At 71.0% G+C, this 20,728-nt stretch carries 16 protein-coding genes and 1 pseudogene; 9 read left to right on the forward strand and 8 right to left on the reverse strand.

Going from position 1 to position 20,728, the window contains the following annotated elements:
- Positions 1 to 82: 82 nt before the first annotated feature.
- Positions 83 to 838, forward strand: a complete 756-nt coding sequence (locus tag ABZ883_RS21385) for a helix-turn-helix domain-containing protein (protein ID WP_360908267.1) — start codon at positions 83 to 85, stop codon at positions 836 to 838.
- Between the two features lie 276 nt (positions 839 to 1,114).
- Here the strand turns inward: ABZ883_RS21385 and ABZ883_RS21390 are convergent, their stop codons facing one another.
- Positions 1,115 to 1,468 (reverse strand): DUF3099 domain-containing protein, encoded by a 354-nt coding sequence (locus ABZ883_RS21390; RefSeq protein WP_360908218.1) that lies wholly within the window; start codon positions 1,466 to 1,468, stop codon positions 1,115 to 1,117.
- Between the two features lie 181 nt (positions 1,469 to 1,649).
- Here ABZ883_RS21390 and ABZ883_RS21395 point away from each other — a divergent pair, with 181 nt between their 5' ends.
- From ABZ883_RS21395 to ABZ883_RS21415, 5 genes are all read left to right on the forward strand, one after another.
- Positions 1,650 to 2,030 carry a hypothetical protein gene (locus tag ABZ883_RS21395; RefSeq protein ID WP_360908220.1) on the forward strand — a complete coding sequence of 127 codons (381 nt, stop codon included), beginning with the start codon at positions 1,650 to 1,652 and terminating at the stop codon, positions 2,028 to 2,030.
- 58 nt (positions 2,031 to 2,088) lie between these two features.
- Positions 2,089 to 2,397 (forward strand): hypothetical protein, encoded by a 309-nt coding sequence (locus ABZ883_RS21400; RefSeq protein WP_360908222.1) that lies wholly within the window; start codon positions 2,089 to 2,091, stop codon positions 2,395 to 2,397.
- A gap of 270 nt (positions 2,398 to 2,667) precedes the next feature.
- Positions 2,668 to 2,916, forward strand: a complete 249-nt coding sequence (locus tag ABZ883_RS21405; protein ID WP_360908224.1) for a transcriptional regulator — start codon at positions 2,668 to 2,670, stop codon at positions 2,914 to 2,916.
- A 268-nt stretch (positions 2,917 to 3,184) separates the two neighbouring features.
- Positions 3,185 to 3,763: a sigma-70 family RNA polymerase sigma factor gene (locus ABZ883_RS21410; RefSeq protein ID WP_360908226.1), complete on the forward strand. Its 579-nt coding sequence runs from the start codon at positions 3,185 to 3,187 to the stop codon at positions 3,761 to 3,763.
- Positions 3,760 to 4,374, forward strand: coding sequence for a hypothetical protein (locus ABZ883_RS21415; protein ID WP_360908228.1), 615 nt, complete (start codon positions 3,760 to 3,762; stop codon positions 4,372 to 4,374). The genes ABZ883_RS21410 and ABZ883_RS21415 overlap by 4 nt, the downstream gene beginning before the upstream one ends.
- 66 nt (positions 4,375 to 4,440) lie before the next feature.
- Here ABZ883_RS21415 and ABZ883_RS21420 read toward each other — a convergent pair whose 3' ends face one another.
- Positions 4,441 to 6,798: a M4 family metallopeptidase gene (locus ABZ883_RS21420; RefSeq protein ID WP_360908230.1), complete on the reverse strand. Its 2,358-nt coding sequence runs from the start codon at positions 6,796 to 6,798 to the stop codon at positions 4,441 to 4,443.
- A 738-nt stretch (positions 6,799 to 7,536) separates the two neighbouring features.
- Between ABZ883_RS21420 and ABZ883_RS21425 the strand changes: the two genes are divergently transcribed.
- Positions 7,537 to 10,443: a S8 family serine peptidase gene (locus ABZ883_RS21425; protein ID WP_360908232.1), complete on the forward strand. Its 2,907-nt coding sequence runs from the start codon at positions 7,537 to 7,539 to the stop codon at positions 10,441 to 10,443.
- Positions 10,444 to 10,536: 93 nt separating this feature from the next.
- Here the strand turns inward: ABZ883_RS21425 and ABZ883_RS21430 are convergent, their stop codons facing one another.
- Positions 10,537 to 11,499: a zinc-binding dehydrogenase gene (locus ABZ883_RS21430; RefSeq protein ID WP_360908269.1), complete on the reverse strand. Its 963-nt coding sequence runs from the start codon at positions 11,497 to 11,499 to the stop codon at positions 10,537 to 10,539.
- A 98-nt stretch (positions 11,500 to 11,597) separates the two neighbouring features.
- On the opposite strand from ABZ883_RS21430, the gene ABZ883_RS21435 reads away from it, so the two are divergent.
- Positions 11,598 to 12,233, forward strand: a complete 636-nt coding sequence (locus tag ABZ883_RS21435) for a helix-turn-helix domain-containing protein (RefSeq protein ID WP_360908234.1) — start codon at positions 11,598 to 11,600, stop codon at positions 12,231 to 12,233.
- Between the two features lie 60 nt (positions 12,234 to 12,293).
- On the opposite strand, the gene ABZ883_RS21440 is transcribed toward ABZ883_RS21435, so the two are convergent.
- The 5 genes from ABZ883_RS21440 to ABZ883_RS21460 all read right to left on the reverse strand — a co-directional run bounded on the left by ABZ883_RS21440 (position 12,294) and on the right by ABZ883_RS21460 (position 20,600).
- Positions 12,294 to 13,352, reverse strand: coding sequence for a DUF4190 domain-containing protein (locus ABZ883_RS21440; RefSeq protein WP_360908236.1), 1,059 nt, complete (start codon positions 13,350 to 13,352; stop codon positions 12,294 to 12,296).
- Positions 13,353 to 13,472: 120 nt separating this feature from the next.
- Positions 13,473 to 17,615 carry a carboxypeptidase regulatory-like domain-containing protein gene (locus ABZ883_RS21445; RefSeq protein ID WP_360908238.1) on the reverse strand — a complete coding sequence of 1,381 codons (4,143 nt, stop codon included), beginning with the start codon at positions 17,613 to 17,615 and terminating at the stop codon, positions 13,473 to 13,475.
- 589 nt (positions 17,616 to 18,204) lie between these two features.
- Positions 18,205 to 18,531, reverse strand: coding sequence for a hypothetical protein (locus ABZ883_RS21450; RefSeq protein ID WP_360908240.1), 327 nt, complete (start codon positions 18,529 to 18,531; stop codon positions 18,205 to 18,207).
- Between the two features lie 376 nt (positions 18,532 to 18,907).
- A complete protein-coding gene (locus ABZ883_RS21455) occupies positions 18,908 to 19,357 on the reverse strand; it encodes an Ig-like domain-containing protein (RefSeq protein ID WP_360908242.1) in 450 nt (149 codons plus the stop codon).
- A 190-nt stretch (positions 19,358 to 19,547) separates the two neighbouring features.
- Positions 19,548 to 20,600, reverse strand: a complete 1,053-nt coding sequence (locus tag ABZ883_RS21460; RefSeq protein ID WP_360908245.1) for an IPT/TIG domain-containing protein — start codon at positions 20,598 to 20,600, stop codon at positions 19,548 to 19,550.
- Positions 20,601 to 20,622: 22 nt separating this feature from the next.
- On the opposite strand from ABZ883_RS21460, the pseudogene ABZ883_RS21465 reads away from it, so the two are divergent.
- A pseudogene (locus tag ABZ883_RS21465) lies at positions 20,623 to 20,728 on the forward strand (LysR family transcriptional regulator); the annotation flags it as partial.

The following is a 20,728-nucleotide window of genomic DNA, read 5'->3' on the forward strand; positions in this document are numbered from 1 at the left end:
CTGCCCGATATCACTGACAGCCTCGCAGAGGCAGCGGTTGAAGAAGATGGCCTATGGCCGCAAGACTCCCCACCAGGCCCGGATGCGCGCGGACCTTGTGCTGCGTGCGGCACGCGGACGCTCCAACGCGCGGATCGCCAGTGAGTCGGGCCTGCACGTCGACACGGTGCGCACGTGGCGGGGCCGGTTGACCGCTGGCGGTCTTCCGGCCCTTGAGGACCGTGAGCGTTCCGGGAGACCGCCGCGTTTCACCCCGCTGCAGACCGCCGAAGTCAAGGCACGTGCCTGGCAGTTACCTGGCGAGACAGGCATACCGCTGTCCCACTGGTCCTGCCCGGAACTGGCACGTGAGGCTGTCGACCGGGGATCGTGGAGGCGGTCTCGGCCTCCACCGTGCGCCGCTGGCTCAAGCGGGACGCGCTCAAGCCCTGGCAGTACCACTCATGGATCTTCATTCGCGACCCCGACTTCCGTACCAATGTCGCCCGCATCATGGACCTCTACGCCGGCCTCTGGCAGTGTTCGGGCTTTCGGGCCTTGCAGCAGCCCTCATCGGAAATCGCCGCCTCGCACGCTGAGCTACGAGATCAGTCCGTCAGCGGGGTCAGAGGGTCCGGTCGGGACAGCGCCTCGGACAACGGCAGCCCGTCCCTCGAGGCAACGGTCCGACGGACGCGCAGTTCGGCGCGTGTCCGCGGGCGGTACTTGGGTTCCTTGCCACACCCGCAGACCGACAACCCTTCGTAGCGCAGCCCTTCCCCCAACACCGCGGCCACCACGGACCAACTGCGGACATCACGCCTGGGCGGCGGAGCGAAGTCGTGACCGGCGCAAGTGAGGGGCTGAGAACAGTTCGGGCACAGGTGCTCCCGCTGCGGACAGGCATGCTGCTTGAAGCTGACACGGCACGAGACACACGCGTAGTGCAGCTTGTAGTGGGCCATGGCGTAGAAGCACACCGCGTCACCGTACCGAGCAGTCCTTCAAGCAGGCCACCCGTGGAACGACGTCTTAATCGCGGTCCGACTGCATGACGACAGCAAGGCCGCCACTGCCGATCGCGTCCGGCCCATGGGGGCTTTGACGGCCCTGCGTCAGCGGGCTCGCGGTCCATCTACTGCACCGGCTGACGGGCGCAAGGGGGCCGTTCCGACGGCAGTGATGTCTCGCCGGGGCCGAGGGCCGGCCGTTCCGGCGGTGCGATGTGGGTTCGGGGCAGCCCACGAGCGTTCTCCCGCCCGGCATTGGCCACGACGACCTCGATGTAGGGCAGTACCAGCCCCAGGACCAGCGTGATCCAGGCCAGGGGAGTGGAGACCTGCCAGAGCACGACGGCGAGGACGAACGACACCGTCCGGATCGACATCGAGATGATGTATCGCCGCTGCCTGGCGCGTACGTCGTCCGAGAGCCCGGCCGCGGCCCCGGTGATCCGGAAGACCTGGTCGTCGCTGTGCTTCCGTGTCACGTTCCACCACTCGCTCGATACGTCGGAACCATCCGGTTCCGGCACCGTCCACGGCACGCCGTGGTTCTTCCACCATTGAGACAGGCGAGGCGCCCGCGATGTGACATCGCCCGCCGAACCTGCCCCTTCGTTGGGGAACAAGCCATGGACTGCGCGGCGGGTGATCGGCGATGCTGCCCACATGCTGCTTCCCGCCGTCAGCGCGCAGACGGAAATGATCGAGGTCGTGCGCATCACCGAGGCAATGCACAACCCGTTCTCCGACGACCTGACCGGTGAGGACACCGCGCTGTGGGAAGCGGACCAGGTTCGGGAGGCTCTGGCGCTGATCGCTGAGCTGCCCCCGGGGGAACGGCAGCGCTGCTTTGTCCCTGGCTGGGGCATCCGGGCCCACAGCGACAAGGAGCTCCTCTTCGAGATCGCCTTCTGCTTCCACTGCCAAGGTGCACGTCTGCGGGGGCCAGGCGTGCCACCCGAAGAGCAGGGCATCCAGAGTTTCGACCCCGAAAGCATCCCGGGTCGCGCGCTTCTCGCTCTCTTTCGAACCACTGTGCCGAGCTGATAGTTCGGTCGGACTCAGCTTGGCCAGGACGTGTTGAGAGGGGCCCGTGGAGCGGGATATGGAGGAGCAGGACGGTCCGGGGCGAGAGCTGAACGCGTACGAGCGGGTTCTCGCAGAGGACCGTCGCGTCGTGCGCGAGATGTTCCGCGTGAGCATCGGCGGTGCGCATGCGGGGCTCGTCATAACGGTCTTCATCGTGGCCTTCTCCGCAGCCGTCGGCGGCGCCGCTTGGGCTCTGGGCGTCGGCGGAGCGGTCGCGTGCTGGTTCACCGTGGCCCTTGTCGCGGTTGTCGGTGGCGGGCGCCGCGGCCGGGCCGCAGTCACGCGCGCCTACCTCCTGACGTTCGGCTGGGCCGGTTGGCTGTGATCGGACGTGGCGGGCTCGACCGCCGTCCGACCCGGGCCGCGGCCGTGGGGTGTCCGTTGGCACCTCGACCTGTCTCACACGGCGGGCCCTTGCCTTGCCGCTGTCGTCCCGCGGTCATGATGGGGCCATGGCAGCCAGTTCGCAGCCCTCGGTTCCGGGGACCGGAGACCAGTCACACGTGTACGCCGAGGACCTGGCGCTGTACCGGGAGAAGTTCCGGCGGCGTTGCCGGCCTCGCTGGACGAGCTGAGCGGGCGTGTCCACGGGGTCGTGGACCTGCCGCTGCACGTCGCTTGGTCGGGGATGACCTCGTACGACGTGGAAAATCCCCGTCAGCGCATGGGTCTGTACCGCGCTGTCCTGCACGAGGGACTGCGCGATGACCTGCCGCAATACCTCCACAGGGACCTGCTCGTGCAGATGTGGCCTGTCCTGCGCGGCTTGGTCGGACGCACGGTGCGCGCCGTGTCGGAGGAGGCTTTCCCGCAGCTCGCCGCTCGCGCCAGGGCTGCCGTGTGATGACTCAGGGCCGACGTCCTCGCTCTGGGCTCCGCCCTCTGTTGACGCCGACCGCATGGTCCACCGCACGCGACATGGCCCGTACGTCCGTGCCGCCGACACACGGTGGCGGCGCCCTGATACCGACCCGGTCGGTCAGCGCTGCTGTGACCTGCGAGGATCAGGTCCTCGGCGGTCGGGATGCCGGGCGGCATCCGAGGTTTCCGCGCCGACGGGAGTTTTCCGGCCGAGGGTGAAAGGGAGCGGGCGGTGCCGGACAGGTGAAGGTGTGGAATTGAGGCTGGTGCAGGAGCCGTCCCGGGTGCGGGAGGCTCGATTCGAGGCGTTGTTGGGTGTGGTGGCGGAGCCGCTGCACCGGTACTTGCGGCGGCGGGCGGACGCCGCCGTTGTCGATGACGTGCTCGCGGAGACGATGCTCGTCCTGTGGCGCCGGCTGGAGGACGTGCCGGGGCTCGGCGGGGACGGTCCCGTCGATCCCGACGAGGTGCTGCCCTGGTGCTACGGCGTCGCGCGGGGCTGTCTGGCCAACGCGCGCCGGGCCGAGGGGCGCCGGCTGCGGCTGTTGGAGCGGCTGACGCAGGCGGAGGAGCCACCGCGCGAGATGGATGCGGAGCACCTGGAACTGCATCACGCACTGGGCACGCTGGGGGAGCTCGACCGCGAGGTCGTCCGGCTCTGGGCCTGGGAGGGACTGGCGCCGAGCGCGATCGCGCAGGTCACCGGGTTGACCGCCAACGCCGCGAGCATCCGGTTGCACCGGGCGAAGAAGAAGCTCGCCGCTCGCCTCGAGCGAAAGAATCCCGCTCGGGCCGGACACAGGACGGATGAAGAAGGGAGCCGTCGGTGAACGACGAGGAACTGCTGGCCCGGATGCGGGCCATCGACCCGGCACGGACATCCGCGGCGCCTTCCCCCGATCCCAAGCGTCTCCTGGAGGCCACTGTGACCGCCGACACCCGTGTTTCCCCGACCACGTCCCCTGCTGCGGGCACGTCCCGCCGACGTTTCCTGCCCGTCGCGGTGGGCGCGGCAGCCCTGCTCGTGGTGGTCGGAGGACTCGCCTGGGGTGTGACCTCCCAGGAGACCAAGCCGTCGGCCGCGGCGACTCCGTCGGCCCCCGCCCTGACCCTGGCCGTCCCGGACGCACCTGCCGGGAAGTGCGCCCCGGTGAGCGTCGACCTCCTGCGTGGTTTCAAGACCGCGTTCGAAGGCACGGCGACCTCGGTCGAGGGCGACCGCGTCGAACTCCGGGTGGACCACTGGTACCGGGGCACCGGCCCCACCACCGTCGCGCTCACCAGTGACGCGAACCTGGCCCAGCTCCTGAACGGAGCGGAGTTCGCCGTCGGCCACCACTACCTGGTCACCGCGGACGACGGCCGCGTCAGCCTGTGCGGCGCGACGGCGGAGGCCACCCCGCAGCTGCGGGGCCTGTACGAGCAGGCGTACGCGGGCTGAGCAGTGCGCGTGCCGTCGCACCCCCATGAAGCGGGGTGCGACGGCACGCGGCGGAGCGGAGGACGGTCAGAAGTCCAGGCTCCAGTCGTCCAGGTAGCCCGGCACCGCGGCGTTGCCCGGGAAGGACGGGGTGTTGTCCTGGATCCGCAGCTTCCAGGTGCCGTTGGCCGCCACGGTCGAGGCGTCGACGGTGTACGTGGCGTGCAGCTCGTTGCCGGTGTCCCAGACGAAGTCCTTCACCAGGAACGCGGTGCCGTCCGGCGCCACCAGCCAGATGATCTGCCCGCCGATCCACCCCTTGTACACGTCGACACCGACCTTGACCGAGGCGGAGGCGTTGCCCTGCCGGCCCGTGACGGTGATCGGTGACTCCGTGGTCGCCCACGGCCCGATGTCGTACCGGTCGGGGTTGACGAAGTGGCTGCCGCCCGAGGCCAGGACGGTCCATGTCCACGGCACCGGCAGGGTCTCCGCCGCCGAGGTGCGGATCGTGACCACCGTCGCGAAGGTGCCGGCGGCCGTCGGGGTGCCCGTGATCAGGCCCGTCGTACGGTTGATGGAAAGGCCCTTGGGCAGGTTCGCCGCCGAGTACGTCAAGGCGCCCGGACGGCTGGAGGCCGCCACGATCTGCCGGCTGACGGGGACGCCCACCGCCGAGTTGCGGGTGGACGGCGGCACCACGGCGATGTGGCTGACGAAGCGCGGACCGACGTTCACCGCGGCCCAGGCGTTGCCCACTGTCTCGTACGCCTCGCTGGACTTGCCGAACAGGTCGGCCGCGGCCTGAAGGGTGGCCACCCGTGCGGCGGCGTAGTCCGTGGTGCTGGTCATGTAGCGGGTCAGGGCCCGGTACCAGACGTTGGTGGCGTTGTGCAGGCCGAGGCCCGCGACCGGCTTGCCGTCGTAGGTGGGGCTGTCGTAGGCGACGCCGTTGATCGTCTTCTTGCCGCTGCCCTCGGACAGGAGGTAGAAGAAGTGGTTGCCGACGCCCGAACTGTGGTGGACGTCAAGGCTCTTGGTTTGCGGCGTCCAGTAGTCCTGGGACGTGCCCTTGACCGGGTCGGCGTCCTTGGAGGGCTGGTCCATGTAGCGCAGCGGCTTGCCGGTGCCGCGCACGTCGGCGAGCTCGCCCAGGGTGTAGTCGGGCGTGTCCGACGGGTTGTTGGCGTAGAACTCCACGGCCGTGGCCATGATGTCGCTGGTGGCCTCGTTGAGACCGCCCGATTCGCCCTCGTAGATCAGGCCGGCCGTCTGGGCGGTCACGCCGTGCGTCATCTCGTGTGCGGCGATGTCGAGTTCGGTCAGCGGGTGCGCGTTGTTCAGCCCGTCGCCGTAGGTCATGCAGAAGCAGCCGTCGTCCCAGAAGGCGTTGGCGTAGTTGGTGCCGTAGTGGACGCGGGAGTACGACCCGGCACCGTTGTCCGCGATGCCGTTGCGGCCGTACATGTCGTGGTAGAAGTCCCAGGTCTCGCGCTGGCCGTAGGCGGCGTCGACGGCGGCCGTCTGGCGGTCGGCGACGGTGCCGTCGCCCCACTGGTCGTCGGTGTCCGTGACGAGGGTGCCGTTGCCGCCGACGCCCGTCAGGTCGTAGGTGCTGTGGCCGCCGCGCTGCGGGTCGGTCAGCTCGTAGTGGTCGCCGTTGCGTACGGTGCCGATCTGCACCCGGCCGCTGTACTGGCTCTGCCCGGTACCCGCGTTGATCTGCTCCGCGTGCTGCAGCTCCTCGCCGGTCGTGGCGTCGGTGAGCACCTGGACGCTGCTCGGGGTGCCGTCGTCCTGGACGCCCGTGACGACCGACTGCCAGGCGAGCCGGGGCTCGCCCTTGCCGCCGGCCCAGACCACCAGGCGGGGTGCGGCGGTGGCCTTCGCCTTGTCGTTCCGCTCCTCCTTGACCGAGGCCAGCGCGGACTTCCTCGCCGTGGCGGCCGGCACGGAGGCGACCGTCGTGGGGAGGGATATGCGGCCGGTGGGCTCGGTGGTGGTACGGGTGGTGCCCTGCTGGTGCACCACCAAGTCGCCGCCGACGACGGGGAGTCCGCGGTACGTGCGCTCGTAGCGGGTGTGCACGGTGCCGTCGGCGTCCTTGACGACGTCCTTCGGCACCAGTTTCTCGCCGCTGCCGAGCCGCAGCGCGCGTGCGGTGCCGGCGCTCGCGCCGGCGGCGGCGTCGAGGAGTTCGGCGTGCTGCGCGGTGGAGAGCCGCAGCGGCGCGGCACCGGCCCGGGCGGTCGCGGATATCCGGGGCGGTGCGGGCCGGTGCGCGGCGTCGTCCGCGGCCCGGGGGGCGGCGACGGCGTCGGCCGCCGGGAGGGCGGTGGCGAGGGCGGCGGCCAGGGCGAGCGCCGCGAGGACGGCGGTCGTGCGGCGCGGAGGGGGCGAGGTCCGTGGCGAAGTGGCGCCCGTGACAGGGGGGTTGTGCGTCACTGGTGCAGCTCCTTGCGCCCGGCCGGAGGGCCGGGGGAGGGGGAGGGGGTGACCGGAGGCGACGGTGCCTCCGCGGCGACGTCGCACGATGCGCAGGTGTGTACGACCCAGGGATCGTTTCAGCCACCCCATCCACCGTCCACAGTTCGGAGATCATTGTCCGAAAAGCGGTGAGCGGTTCACAGCGGGGCCATCACTGCGAGGTGGAGCCACTTGCGGCTTCATGCCGGTGTAACAGTCCGCGGTGTGGCCGTGGTGACAGGTTTCGGCCAACTGCGAACGCGTTCTCGGTGTCGGCATCCCGACAGCTGTCCTCAAAACGACAGCAGTTGGAGGCGGGCCTCACCGGCGGCATCGGCGAGATACCGCCGTCCGGGATCCTCGCGGCCGGCCAGGTATCGAGTGCCCCCGTCCGTGCCGGAGTTCGTGCAGCTCAGGCCCCCGGCAGGCGCACATCGCGACGTCCCGGAAGCCGGCCTGCCACTCACTCCCCCGTCCGGCGACCGGGCTCCGCTGCCGGGACAAAACCCCCACGTCAGACGGCTGTTGCGCTGCCGGGCGCGACGATTCGTCACGCGAACGTAACCCTGCCGTGACCAGGTGAAGATTGGGTGTGACGGACATGCACACCGTTCACTTCATGGGAGGAGACTCGTGGTCCCGAGCGCGAGCCTTCGACGACGCCGACGACTTGTCGTGGCGTCCGCAATAACAGTTTTCGCCACCATAATCAGCGGCTTGGGGAGCGTCGGGCCGGCCGAGGCACAGTCCGCCGCTCCACTGCCGAACCTGAAGCTGGGCCAGTACGACGGCCCCCGCCCCTCCCTGACGGGCGGAGGTGCCCTGCACTCCGCCGCGCAGCCCGGAACCATCAAGGGGCAGTACGTCGTGCGGCTGCGCGAAGCGCCGGTCACGTCGTACGCCGGTGGCGTCAAGGGGCTCGCGGCGACCAGGCCGGTGGCCGGTCAGGAACTCCAGCCGCACTCGGCCGCGGCCGAGAAGTACCGTCAGCACCTCGGCGACGCGCAGCGTGACGTGCTCGGCGACTTCGGTGTGCGGGCGCAGCGCACCTACACGACCGCCTTCAACGGCTTCTCCGCCAAGCTGACCGGTGATCAGGCCGGCCGACTCGCCAAGGACCCGCGCGTCGCGGCGGTCACCGCGGCCCGTCTCGTGAAGGCCGACGCCGCGACGACCTCGACCCCGCAAACGGCGCAGGACACCGCACAGGCGCCGACGCGGACAACGGCGCAACCGGCGGCGCAGACCGAACCGGGCCATGGCTCCGATGTGGTCATCGGTGTGATCGACACCGGAATCTGGCCGGAGAGCGCGTCCTTCGCCGCCACCATGCCGCGGCCCGCGGGCTGGCACGGCACCTGCCAGAGCGGTCCGGACTTCCCCGCCTCCGCCTGCAACGGCAAGATCGTCGGGGCGCGGTACTTCGCCGACGGGTGGCTCAGCGCCTACGGCTCGCTCCCCGACGGGGAGAGCCTCTCGCCCCGCGACATGGAAGGGCACGGCACCCACACCGCCTCGACCGCGGCGGGTCTCCCGGTCAAGCACGCGATGATCCTCGGGCACGACTACGGCGCGATCTCCGGAGTGGCCCCCGACGCACGGATCGCCGTGTACAAGGCCCTGTGGGGCGGCTCGGGCACGGACGCCGACATCATCGCGGCGATCGACGCGGCGGTGGCCGACGGTGTCCAGGTGATCAACTACTCGGCCGGCACGTCGATGGGCGACTACCAGCCCAACAGCCCGATCGGGGACGCCTTCCTCAACGCCTACCTCGCCGGGGTCTTCGTCGCGGCCTCGGCCGGCAACGACGGCATGTCCGGGATGGTCAGCAACGCCGAACCGTGGGTGACCACGGTGGGCGCGACCGTCGAGCGTTCCCACGAGGCGACCGTCCGGCTCGGCGACGGCTCCCGCATCGTCGGCACGTCCATGGACCGGCTGCCGTCCCGCCGCGACACCCCCATCGTCTTCGCCGACCAGGCCGGATCGCTCGAGGACGGCGCGCAGTACTGCTGGTCCGGAAGCCTCGACCCCGCCAAGGTCAAGGGCAAGATCGTGGCCTGCGACTTCATCGACGCCGTCGATGCGGTGGCGACGGTCAAGGCCGCCGGCGGTGTCGGCGTGGTGCTGTTCCAGTCGACCGGCAACACGCGGCTGAACGTGATCTACGACTTCCCGACCGTCTACCTGTGGAGCGCAGAACAGGCGGGCAAGCTCTTCAACTACCTGTGGGCGCACCGTACCGACGGGACCGCGTCGCTGGCCGAGGGCGGGGACGGCAGCAGCCTCGTCGGGCTGCCGAGCGTGGCAGGCCTCTCGTCCTACGGCCCCGACCAGGTGCACACCGGACTGCAGAAGCCCGACCTCGTCGCGGACGGCATCGACGTGGTGGCGGCGGTGTCGCCGATGGCCGGCGGACGGCTCTTCGACGCGTATTCGGGCACCTCGATGGCCGCACCGCATGTGGCCGGCATGGCCGCACTGCTGCGCGCCCGGCACCCCAAGTGGTCGCCCGGCGCGACCGCTTCGGCACTGCGCACCACCGCCACCGACACCAAGGGCACGGCCAGCCCGCTGCGCCAGGGCTCCGGGCTGCCCCGTCCCTCGTCCGCCGACGACCCGGGCCTGGTGATCGAGCCCTCGCCGGCCGAGTTGACCGCCTTCGCGACCGCGGCGACTCCGGACGGCAAGGAGATCAACCTGCCCTCGATCGCGCTGCGCGAGTACGACGGAACGAAGCCGGTCCGCCTCACCCGACGGCTGACCAACGTCGGCACGCGAACCGAGGCGTACACGGCGCACGTCGACGGACTCGCCGGGATGAAGGTGACCGTCAGCCCCCGCACGATCTCGGTGAAGCCCGGTGCCACCGCCACGGTGACCATCACGCTGGAGCGCGGCACCGCGACCTGGGACCGCTACACCACCGGGTCGCTGACCTTCACCAGCGACCGGCACCGGGTACGGCTGACGGTCGCCGGCCGGCCGTGGGGCTTCACTCCGCGCCCGTACGACGACACGGGGATCGAGTTCGGCCGCACCGGCGGGCAGGGCCAGGGATACCTGGAGCCCGGATTCACCGGCCCGCTGGCCGGCCGCACCACCGGGTACACCCCCGTGACCTGGACGGACAAGAAGCTCACGACCTCCGTCAGCGGCGGCGTGTTCTCCCCGGGCGGGGTGGGCACCCAGGGCACGAAGATCGTCGTGCCGCGCGGCACGGCCGGACTGATCGTGCAGACGGCCTCCGACGACCCGAACACGAACCTCGACCTCTACCTCTACAAGGACGGCAAACTGGTCGACCGGAGCTGGGCCTCCTGGCACAGCAACGAGCGCAGCGCCCGGTTCTTCCCCGAACCCGGCGTCTACACCGCCTACGTGCACGCCCAGACGGCGACCTCGTCCGAGGTTCCCTACCGGCTCGGGGTGACCGTCGTCCCTGAGAACGCCGAGCGGCACAACGCCACTTTGACCACACCGACCGAGGTGCAGCGGGGCGGTTACTCCCAGGTGACACTGAACCCCGTGGGCCCGCAGCCCGACGTCGAGCAGTGGGCGTACACCGAGTTCCGCACCGGCCGGACCGTCGTGCCCGGCCTGCTGATCAGCTCCCGCTGACCGGCGCACACCCAGCCGGGGCCGGCCTTCCGCAAGGGAGGCCGGCCCCGCGGCATCCGTGGCCGGCGCCCAGCGCCGGCACACCTGCGGGTGCTACGGCGTGAGCACGATCCTGCCGAAGACCTCACCGGCGTCCATCTTCCGGTGCGCAAGCTCGGCTTGGTCGAGCGGCAGCAGCTCGTGCACCACCGCTTCGATCTCACCGCGGCCGGCCGCGGTGAACAGCCCGCCGCGCCGGGCACGCAGGTCGGCCTCCGGGACGGTGGCCGCGCTGAAGGCGGCGAACGACATCGACTTCTGGAACGCCGCCATGATCCTCGTGCCGAAGTCCGCGGGCGGCCGGCCCGCGACCGCGCCGACGGCCACCATGCGGCCGTTCGGGTTGAGCCTGTCGAAGAACGACGCCATGTCCTTTCCGGCCGCCACATCGAGAATGACGTCGTAGCCGCCGGGAGCATCCGTTCCTCCGTCGCCGGAGCGGTCCAGCACGTGGGTCGCGCCGAGGCGGCGCAGCCGCTCACCGCGCTCGGCCGACGACGTCGTGACCGCCACCGCCGAGGCGCCACCGGCTGCCGCGAGCTGCACTGCCATGATCCCGATACTGCCGGCCGCGCCCCGCACCAGGACGGCCTCCCCGGGGGCGAAGTGAGCGTGCCGCAGACCGAAGTGGGCGACCGCACCGGCGCTGCCGAGCGTCACCGCCGCCGCGGTGGACAGACCGGCGGGCAGAGGAACGAGCTGCCCGACCGGCGCGAGCACCTGCTCGGCGTAACCCCCGCCGGTGCCGGGGGAGCCCCACACCCGCCGGCCGACCCACGACGGGTCGACGCCGTCACCGACCGCGGTCACGGTGCCCGCCACTTCGCCACCCGGCACGTGGCCCTCAGTGAAGCCGTAGGAGGCCAGAGCCCCGCTCCGGATCAAGGTGTCGACACCGCCCACCCCCACGGCCTCGGCGGCGATCAGGACCTGCCCGGCAGCAGGTACGGGCTCCGGCACATCGACGACAGCCAGGCCCTCAGGACCTCCGAACGTCTGGATCACCACTGCCTTCAAGGTCATCTCCGAATCTCCGAGCCGCCTGCGAACGGTGGCGGCCCTCACGTCCCCGGACCGTAACGGACGCCCCCGTCCGCTTGGGTAAAGTGAGAGCGGTGACCGACGATGTGCCTCATTCGCTGCGCTCCGACGCGCTGGACAATCGCGAGCGCATCCTCGATGCCGCCCGGGCGCTGTTCTCCGCCGACGGCCTGGACGTACCGATGCGAGAGATCGCGCGGCGCGCCGGTGTGGGGCCCGCCACCTTGTACCGCCGCTTCCCGACCAAGCAGGCACTCGTCGCCGAAGCCTTCGCCGACCAGCTGACGGCCTGTCGCGCCATCGTCGACGAGGGCAGCGCGGATCCCGACCCCTGGCGCGGCCTGTGCCTGGTGATCGAGAGGATCTGCGAGCTGCACGCACGCGATCGCGGCTTCACACAAGCATTCCTGTCGAGCTTCCCGGGAGCGGTGGATGCCGCCGCGAGCCGCGAGTACACGGTGACCGCGGTCGCCTCCTTGGCTCAACGGGCCAAAGAAGCGGGACGCCTTCGGCCCGACTTCGTCCTGGACGACCTGATCGTCATCCTGATGGCGAACCAAGGGATCCACGCCGCGTCGGCCGGCACCCAGGTGGCGGCCTCCCGGCGCTTCGCGGCATTGGCGATCCAGGCGCTCGAGGCGCGCCCCGGCCAAGCGCCACTGCCGCCGGCGGTACGACTGGCCTCCGCGGTGCAGGCATCACCGCGCTGATCGCCAGTGCACGCCGCCGGTTCCCAGGTGCGGACGACCGGTCGTCGGCAACGGCAACCCCTAGGAGCCCGCGGCCGGGTCGGTCCTGGCAAGGCCCAGCGCCGCGCGGGCCTTGACGGCTTCGTCGTGGCCCGACAGCCGTTCCCCCGCCTTGTAGTGGTCGTAGTACGTATGCGCGTTCTTGGCGCCGGCGGCCTTCGCCCAGTGCGCGCGGGCCGCGTCCGTCTCCTTGGCGAGTGCCGCGACGTGCGGCTGCGCGGCGGCCGGCCAGTCGTGGTGGCGCAGGAGACGCGCCTCTTGGCCGAGGGCGATGGTGACGTCCTGGGCCCACTGCTTGTAGCCCTTGAGGTCGTCCTCGATGTACTCCGCCTCCGGGGCGTCGTCCTTCGCGTCGTCGAGCGTGTTGACGGCCTTCAGATAGGCGAGTTGATGCGCGTCGAGCGTGGTCTCGTCACGCCGCAGCGATCCTGTGAGGGGGCCGCTGTCCTTGCGGTAGAAGCAGATCACCTGGCGCTCGTCGATCTTCCACGACCTGCTGGTGGGGACGAAGTAGGAGACGCCGGCGTCCTTCGGGAGCGCCCAGGTGTCCAGGGTGTAGGTGTTCTGCAACTGCCCGCACCGCTTCTCGGCCATGGTGGTGACCGAGTGGTCCCCCGGGAAGCCGCTGTTCTCCCCGGACATCTGGAAGACCCCGAACACCTCGCCGGTGTGCACGCGCGCGCACGGCACGGTGGCCGCGTTCCTGACCGCGCCCTCCACCTCGTTCTTCGGGGTGTCGAAGCAGTCGCCCCTGCGCAGGGAGGAGAGCGTGTCGCCGTTCCGGGCCCCCTGCGCGAGGCCGTCGCTGAAGCCCTTGGTGAACGCGGCGAGGCCGCCGATCGCGATGAGCGCGGCCACCAGCGTACTCAGCGTCGACAGCACCAGACCGGCGACGGCCAGGCCCTTGCCGCGCTCGCCCCGCCTGTCGATCTGTGTCAGCGCCACGGCCCCCAGCACGATGCCGACGACCGGCACGACGCACACCAGCCCCAACACCAGCGCCGCGACGGCGAGTTTGTTGAGCGGCCGCCGCGCCGGCGGTACGAGGGCCGACGGTTGGGGCGAGTACGGCGAGTCCACGGAACAGCGCTCCTCGTGCACGATCGAACGAACGTGCGCGAATATATCCGGTGCCGGCAGACGGCCGGGGCGCGGCCCGGAGTGGGCCGAGCCCCGGCCTGGATCAGGTGCCGGCGGCTGCTACGCGCGCTTCAGCGTCACGTTGTGGACGACGGTTGCTCCCTTCTGGAGCCGCACGGTGGCCGCGGTCGGCCGGTAGCCGTCCTTGGCGACGATGACGGTCAACGGGTTGTTGCGGGCGTCGAGCCACAGTCCGAAGGTGCCGTCCGGGCGCGTCGTGAGCGTCCAGGAGCCGGCCCAGCTGTCGATCTGCACGGTCGCGCCGGCCAGCGGGGCGGTTCCCCCTGCGGTGGTCGCCCCGAGAACGGTTCCGCTGATGTCGCCCCAGGTGCGCGGCGGGTCGACGTGCAGGGTGACGGGGATGTCGGGCAGTGCGTAGGGGGTGTCGGTGAACAGCGCGAGCCGGGCGCCCAGGTCGCCGGGCTGGGCGACCTCCAGGTTCGCGGTGTCGAAGGTGAGGGTGAGCACCGTCTTCTGACCGGGGGCGAGGGTGATCGTCCTGGCGGACTCGCCGAGCCAGGTGACGTCCGACAGTCCCGCCTGGTCGTAGCCGGGCAGCACCTCGACGGCGGTGGTGGGCGCGAGCTCGTAGGCGTCGACGGTGCCGCCGACCTTGTAGAAGCCCGGCGCGCCGCCGCTTCTGAACGTGCTGGTGTTGGCGTTGGGCAGGGCGGTCCAAGTCGCCGTCGCGGGGTCGAGGGCGAAGCCCTGGTTCGTCAGCAGGCTGTCGTCGGTCACACCGCTGGAGATCAGCAGCAGTCCGTTGGCAGCGGTGTACGCCGCGCCCCACAGCGGGATCGGCATGTCGGGCAGGGCCGACCACTTGTCGGTGGCGGGGTTGTAGACGTACGAGGAGGCCACGGCGACGGCTCCGCCGCTCTCCCCGCCGGCGCAGTAGATCTTGGTGCCGATGGCGGCGCAGGACTGCCAGGCGATGGGCTCCGGATAGGGGGCGATCTCCGACCAGCGGTCGGCCCGGGGATCGTAGACGAAGGCGTCGGTCGTGCCGCAGCTCGTCGCGGCGCAACCGCCCATCATGTACAGCTTTCCGTCCAGGACGGTGCTTCCCGATCCGGCGTAGGCCTTGGGCGCCTTCGCGCCGCTGGTCCAGCGGTTGCTGACCGGGTCGTAGATGTCCAGGGCCGGGTCGATGCCGCCGGTGCTGCTGCCCCAGCCGCCGGCGGCGTAGAACAAGCCGTCGATGAAGCCGTGCGCGGGCGCGCGGCGCGGGTGCGGGGACGAGGTGAGCCGGCTCCAGGCGCCCGTGTCGGGGGAGAGGCGGTACAGGTCGCCGGTGTCGTCCTCCCCGTCGTACCCGTAGGCCGAGTAGATCTTGCCGTCGAAGCTGTCGACGGCGTTGTCCATGATGGCCGCGGGCAGATCGGCGACGGGCTTCCAGGCGTCACCCGAGGGCCCGGCCTCGCGGGAGGGCGCGCCTTGCCCGGGCGGACGCGTGGTGCGGCCGTCGATCGGTGCGGTGCGCCCGTCCGCGCCAGATGACGGGAGCGCGCGCCGGGCGGCGCGGTGAAGGGGTGCGCCGGCGCCGGTGCTGCCGGTGCCCGCCCGCTCCGCGAGCGTCAAGGTGGCCTGCGCGCCCCCGGTGTTGGTGATGGCCAGTTTGTGCGTCGCGGTCTTTCCCAGGACCGCCGTCGCCTCGATCGGGTCGGTCGTCAAGGACAGTTGACCCGCCGTGAGTTTCCACGCCGAGGTCACGACGGTGTCGGCGCGCGCTGCCACCGTCTTGGACCGCTCCGTGTAGCGAGGCGCCGCTGCCGTGAGGTTGTGCTTGCCCAGGGGCGCGGTCAGGGTGAAGAAGCCGTCGTCGAGGTTCGAGTCCTCGGGTGTGGCCGCCGTGGTCGTGCTCAGCGAGGGCTGGCCCTGGTCGGTGACGGTGGCCGGTGCCAGCCCCGCGCCGGTGTTGGCGTCGGTGACGGTTCCGGTGATGAGACCGGCGGGGGTGGGAGTCAGTCCACGGCCGCCGACGAAGACGTTGTCGACGGCCCACCACAGCGCGAAGGAGGCGGTGTAGTGGAACCGCACCCGGACCGAGGGTTCGCCGGCGTACCCGGCCAGGGGCACGTCGAGATGGGTCGGGCCGGCCGCGTCGGTGGTCAGCGAGCGGACGTTCTTCCAGGTCACGCCGTCGTCGGTGCTGACGTCGAGGTCGGCGGTCTGACCGAAGAAAGGCTTGAGGTCGGTGTCGAAGGCCAGCTCGGGGACCGTGACGCCGGTGAAGTCGAAGCGCGGGCTGACCAGGCTGGAGTCCTGCGCGGCCGGATAGCCGTAGTGGTCGCTGTCGACCACCGCGAAACCGCCGTCGCCGCCGGTGGTGTTGGACCGCGCTCCCGGGTCGTCGAACGCCCAGCCGCCCTGGGTCCCCTCGGCGTCGACCACCGACCAGCCCTCGGGCGCGGAGTCCGTCGAGGTGAACTCCTGTGTCGGGCCCGTCAACTTCGGTGCGTAGGCCGGGGCGCCGGCCGACCAGACGTCCGCGGGCACCGGAATGTCGAGCTGCTGCGCCGCCGCGCCCGCCGCCAGGTGCCGGGTGACTTCCTCGTAGCCGGGAAGGGACGCCGTGACCCGCAGGGTGTGCGCACGATTCTGGGGCAGCTTGAGGCTGTACGCGCCGGTCGCGGGGTCGCTCCACACCGGTCCGGCGGGCGAGCCGTCCACGACGATCCTGGCGTAGAGCGGCCAGCCGTGCCCGGAACCGTCGGTGATCCTCCCCGTGACCGTACGGCTGGGCACCGCGGACAGCGCGTAGTTCCTCGTCAGCGTGGCCCCGTCGGCGATCGTGACGTCCGGCGTGGACGCCGTCGCGTAGCCGAAGGCCTCGACGCCGATGTCGTAGGTTCCGGCCGGCAGGGACAGCGTGTAGGCCCCCGAGGCGTCGGAGTGCACGGTGACGTCGCCGCCCGAGATCGCGGCCCCGGCGAGTGCCTTGCCGGTACCGGCGTCCGTGACCGTCCCGGAGATCTCCCCGCGCGGCCCACCGCGGAAGGCGCCCAGGCCCCGGGGCGTGCCCAGTCCGGTCGGCCCGTCGAATCCGGGCCCCGCGGTGCACAGATAGGCGGGGTCGCACGTGCCGTTGGACCCGCTGGTCACATCGTTGAGGCCACTGGCCGCGGCGTAGGGGTAGGAGTTGGGATAGCTGTCGGCCGCCGGCGCTCCGGCCGCCGCGTAGACCCCGGCGATGATCGGCGTGGCAGCGCTCGTCCCGCCGTAGACCTGCCAGCCGCTCTGTCCGTAGCTCTGGTAGACCGCCACACCGGTGGCCGGGTCGGCGACGGCCGAGACGTCCGCGACGGTGCGGCGGGGGCAGCCGGTGTCCTTCTGGAAGGCCGGTTTCGCCTGGTAGGCGGAGCAGCCCGAGCCGGTGCCCCGGTCGCCGTTGCTCCAGACCGATTCCGACCAGCCGCGGGGACTGCTCGGGTCCCGGGCGAGCGAGGTCCCGCCGACCGAGGTGACGTAGGGCGACGCGGCGGGATACGGGACTCCGTAGTTCAGGTCCCCGGCGGCGACGACCATGGCCACACCGGGGTGGTTGTAGTGCGTGTCGGTGGTCTCGGCGGGGTCCTCACCGCCCCCGGGGAGGCTGTCGTAATAGGAGCCGTACGAGTTGGACACGACCTTGGCGCCGAGCGCGACGGCCTGGTCGACGGCCGCCCCGAGGTTGTCACGGTCGGCGCTGTCGGCCTCGACGAGCAGGATGTGCGCGTTCGGCGCCACAGCCGAGACCATGTCCAGGTCCAGCGAGATCTCCCCGGCCCACTCGGGATCGGGCTCGGGGTAGTCGGTGCCGCCGCGCTGGTCGACCTTGCGGAAGCAGCCGTTGCCGGTCGTGCAGTCCGGCAGCCCGTACTGCTGCCGGTACACGGCCAAGTCCTGCTCGGCGGTGGGGTCGTCGTACGCGGCGACCACGGCGACCGTCTGCCCGGCGCCGCCGGCTGCCGGAAGGTCGTAGGCGCCGCGCAGGTCGCCGGCGCCGTATCCGGCGGGCTGCTCCGACCGGCGGGCGGTCGGGAGGTCAGTGCGGCGCAGTGCGAAGCACGCGAATTCGTTCTTCTTCGGCGTGGAGCACGAGGGCTCCGTCGACAGGCCGTTGTCCCGGGCGGTGTTCGCGACCGTGTGCGCCACGCCGGCAGGCGCCTGCGCGACGGCCGATGTCTGCGCCCCGAGCAGGGTGAGCACCGTGAGGCTCAACACCGCCAGTAACGCGGTGAGTCCGAGCCGCCCTGAGCGCGTGGGCTTTCTCGATATGTGCAAGTGACCGTTCCCATCTGGCCGGTGACACTCGATCAACTTTGAAGACGGTGAGCGAATGAATCCATTCACTGCCGCGTCCATTAGTGATCCACTGCAGATGGCTGTCAATACGGCGCGTGGGCCTGATCGCGCCGGATGCGGCGCGCAGCGCCGAGGGAGCGGGGAGCCCGATGGGCGGGGGCCCACGGAGCCCTGGTCCGTCGGGGACCCGTTGGACAGCCGGGCGGGATCCCGGCCCCCTCCCAGCCTGTGACGGTCCCGCGGACGGACCGACCGTATCCGCGCTCAAAGGAAGAGTGGCCGGAGGCTCCCGGATGTCGGCACGCAACCTCCGCCGTACGCACGACCAGGCGGCGCGTCCCACGGCCGGGAGCGGGCCGCCCGTTTCAGGCGACGGGACCCGCAGGTATCCCCCGGAGGCCGGGGAGTTCAGGGAGCGGAACGCCGGCGCACGATTCCGCGCCGCGGGGCTCCAGGTGGGCCGGTCGATCCAATGGATGCGCCGACAGGGCGCATGCGGCACCCGTCAGTAGTCGTCAAGGGGCTCGCAGTGGTCGTAGTGCCATGCGCCGTCCTCGCGGACCCACCGCTCCGTCAGGTCGAACCTCGGATCGTCTCCCACCCCGTACGTCACGACCGCGTGGGCACCGGACACACGGTCCACGGAGAACCGCTCGACGGTGTACACCACGTGATCGAAATTCATGGACTCCGCTCGCTCCATGAGCCCGGCGAGCTGGTCCTTGCCGCCGGCGACCCGGCACCGGTTGGACCACATCGCGTACCCGGTGTCGACGTCGGGCTCGAAGTACGCGGTGGTGTAGGCCCGTACCGCCTGCTCCAGCGCGGCCATGTCTTCACGCGCAGCCCGATCGTCCCGGCCGGCACCAGGTGTGGGGGACGACCCAGCCGGAGCAGCAGCAGCCGGTTTCCCGGTATCGCTGCTGCATCCGGTCACCGAGAGCAGTGCCGCGGCGGTCAAAGCGGTGACGGTCCAGCGACCGTGCACATCAGGGCTCGTCAGTGGTCGCGTCATCATGATGATCATCATTCGAGACGGAGCCGCGTCGCACGCGATCTTGAGCGGTCCGTGACCCGTTCGTTGTCAGGACCGTCCGCATTGCCGCCTGAGCCGACCTGTGCCCGTAGTAGGCGGCAATGCGCGAACAACTGCAGACCAAAGCCCTTGCCCGCCGAGCAGGCAATGGCCCGTCGCCCTCAGACCTGGTTCACCAGGACCGGCACTGGTCCCGAGGGCCGGTCAGCTGATTGATCACCGGAGGTGAAGGACGGGGCGGGCAGTACGGGAAGCCGTGGTCGTCCCGGCACGGGCCGATCCCCCAGGGGCAGTACGGGGCTTCGGTCACCGTGACCGTCTTCTCGTCGTGGGAGGCGAAGCAGTTGTCGTTCCCGTTGTACGCGGCCGTGATCTTGTGCACGCCGGTGGTCTTGAAGATGGCCACGTAGAGGGCCCGACGGTCGGCCGCGACCGGCACCGTCGCCATGATGTCCCCGCCGTCGAAGAACGTCACGCCGAGGCCGTTGCCGCCGCTGGGGTCGCCGGTGCAGGTCACCGTGGCGGTCAGCCGGACGTACGTCCTGGCGGCTGCTGTCGCGGACGGCACCTGGAGCGTCGTCGTCGACTGGACGGCCGCGGCCGCTGGCGACGCGGTACCCACAACGGCGGCTATCGCCGCGAAAGCCCCGGCACTCCACGTCCTTCGTTTGCACCAGCTTTTCACGTAATAGGCTCCTTGTTCGACTACAGGCGTGAATCCTGCAGTTGGTCATGGAGCGTCACGTTACGTGGGTCATACAGCTCCCGCACGTGGAGCGAGCGGGGGTCTGCCCCGGGATTTTCGGTCGCCGCTAGATGACGGGAGGTGCGACACGTGTGTACGTCAGCGAGTTGCTCGTGCCGCCCGGAGTGGTGACGTTGACGGAGACGGCGCCCGGGGGACCGGCCGGGGCGACCGCCGCGACCGCGGTGTCGGACAGCACGGTGAATGCCGCGGACGCCGCGCCGAAGTGGACCGCGGTCGTGGTGGTCAGCCCCGTGCCGGTGAGGGTGACCCCGGATCCCGCATCGGTCGGTCCCTGGGTGGGGGAGAGGAGGGTGAGGACCGGGGATCCCACGTAGCTGTACACGAGGGAGTTGCTGGTGCCACCCGGCGTGGTGACGGTGACGGGGACGCTGCCCGTTCCCGGCGGCGCGACCGCGGTGATCTGTGTCGGGGAGTCGACGGTGTAGCTGGTGGCAGGAGTGCTGCCGAACCTGACCGCCGTGGCCCCGCTGAGGTCGGTGCCGGTGAGGGTGACCGTCGTGCCGCCGGCGGCCGGCCCTTGGTTCGGTGAAAGGGAGGCGAGGGCAGGCGCGCCGAGGTAGAAGAAGGAGACCGCGTTGCTGGTGCCGCCGGGTGTGGTGACCGTGACCGGGACCGCCCCCGTCCCCGCCGGGACCACCGCGGTGATCTGCGTGGCCGAGTTGACCGTGTACGACGTCGCGGCAGTGCTGCCGAACCTGACCGCCGTCGCCCCGGTGAGCCCCGATCCCGTGAGGATGACCGTCGTCCCGCCGGCGGTCGGTCCCTGGGGCGGGGAAACGGAGACGAGGGAGGGCTGCGCCGTATAGGTGTACGTCACCGAGTTGCTGGTGCCGCCCGGCGTGGAGACCGTGACCGGGACGGCACCCGTCCCCGGCGGGGCGACAGCGGTGATCTGGGTGGCCGAGTTGACCGTGTAGCCCACTGCCGCGGTGGTGCCGAACTTGACGGCGGTCACTCCGGTGAAGCCGCTGCCGGTGAGGACGACGTTGTTGTTGCCCGCGGCGGGGCCGGTGTTGGGGGCCGCCGAAGTGAGGACGGGTACGGCGGCGACGGCGGTCGGCTGTGCGGCCGCCGCGGGGCTGGTCTTGTCTTTCACGGAGTCTCCGTACGGTGTCGGATCGGCCCGGAGCCGCAGCCTCGAACGGCAGGTCGGCAGGCCCCTGTTCCTACGGCTGCCGCGCGGCGTCAGCCCCACACCCGTCGGCAACGACCTGGCCCACAAGG

The organism is Streptomyces sp. NPDC046977, assembly GCF_040644455.1.
Lineage (GTDB): Bacteria > Actinomycetota > Actinomycetes > Streptomycetales > Streptomycetaceae > Actinacidiphila.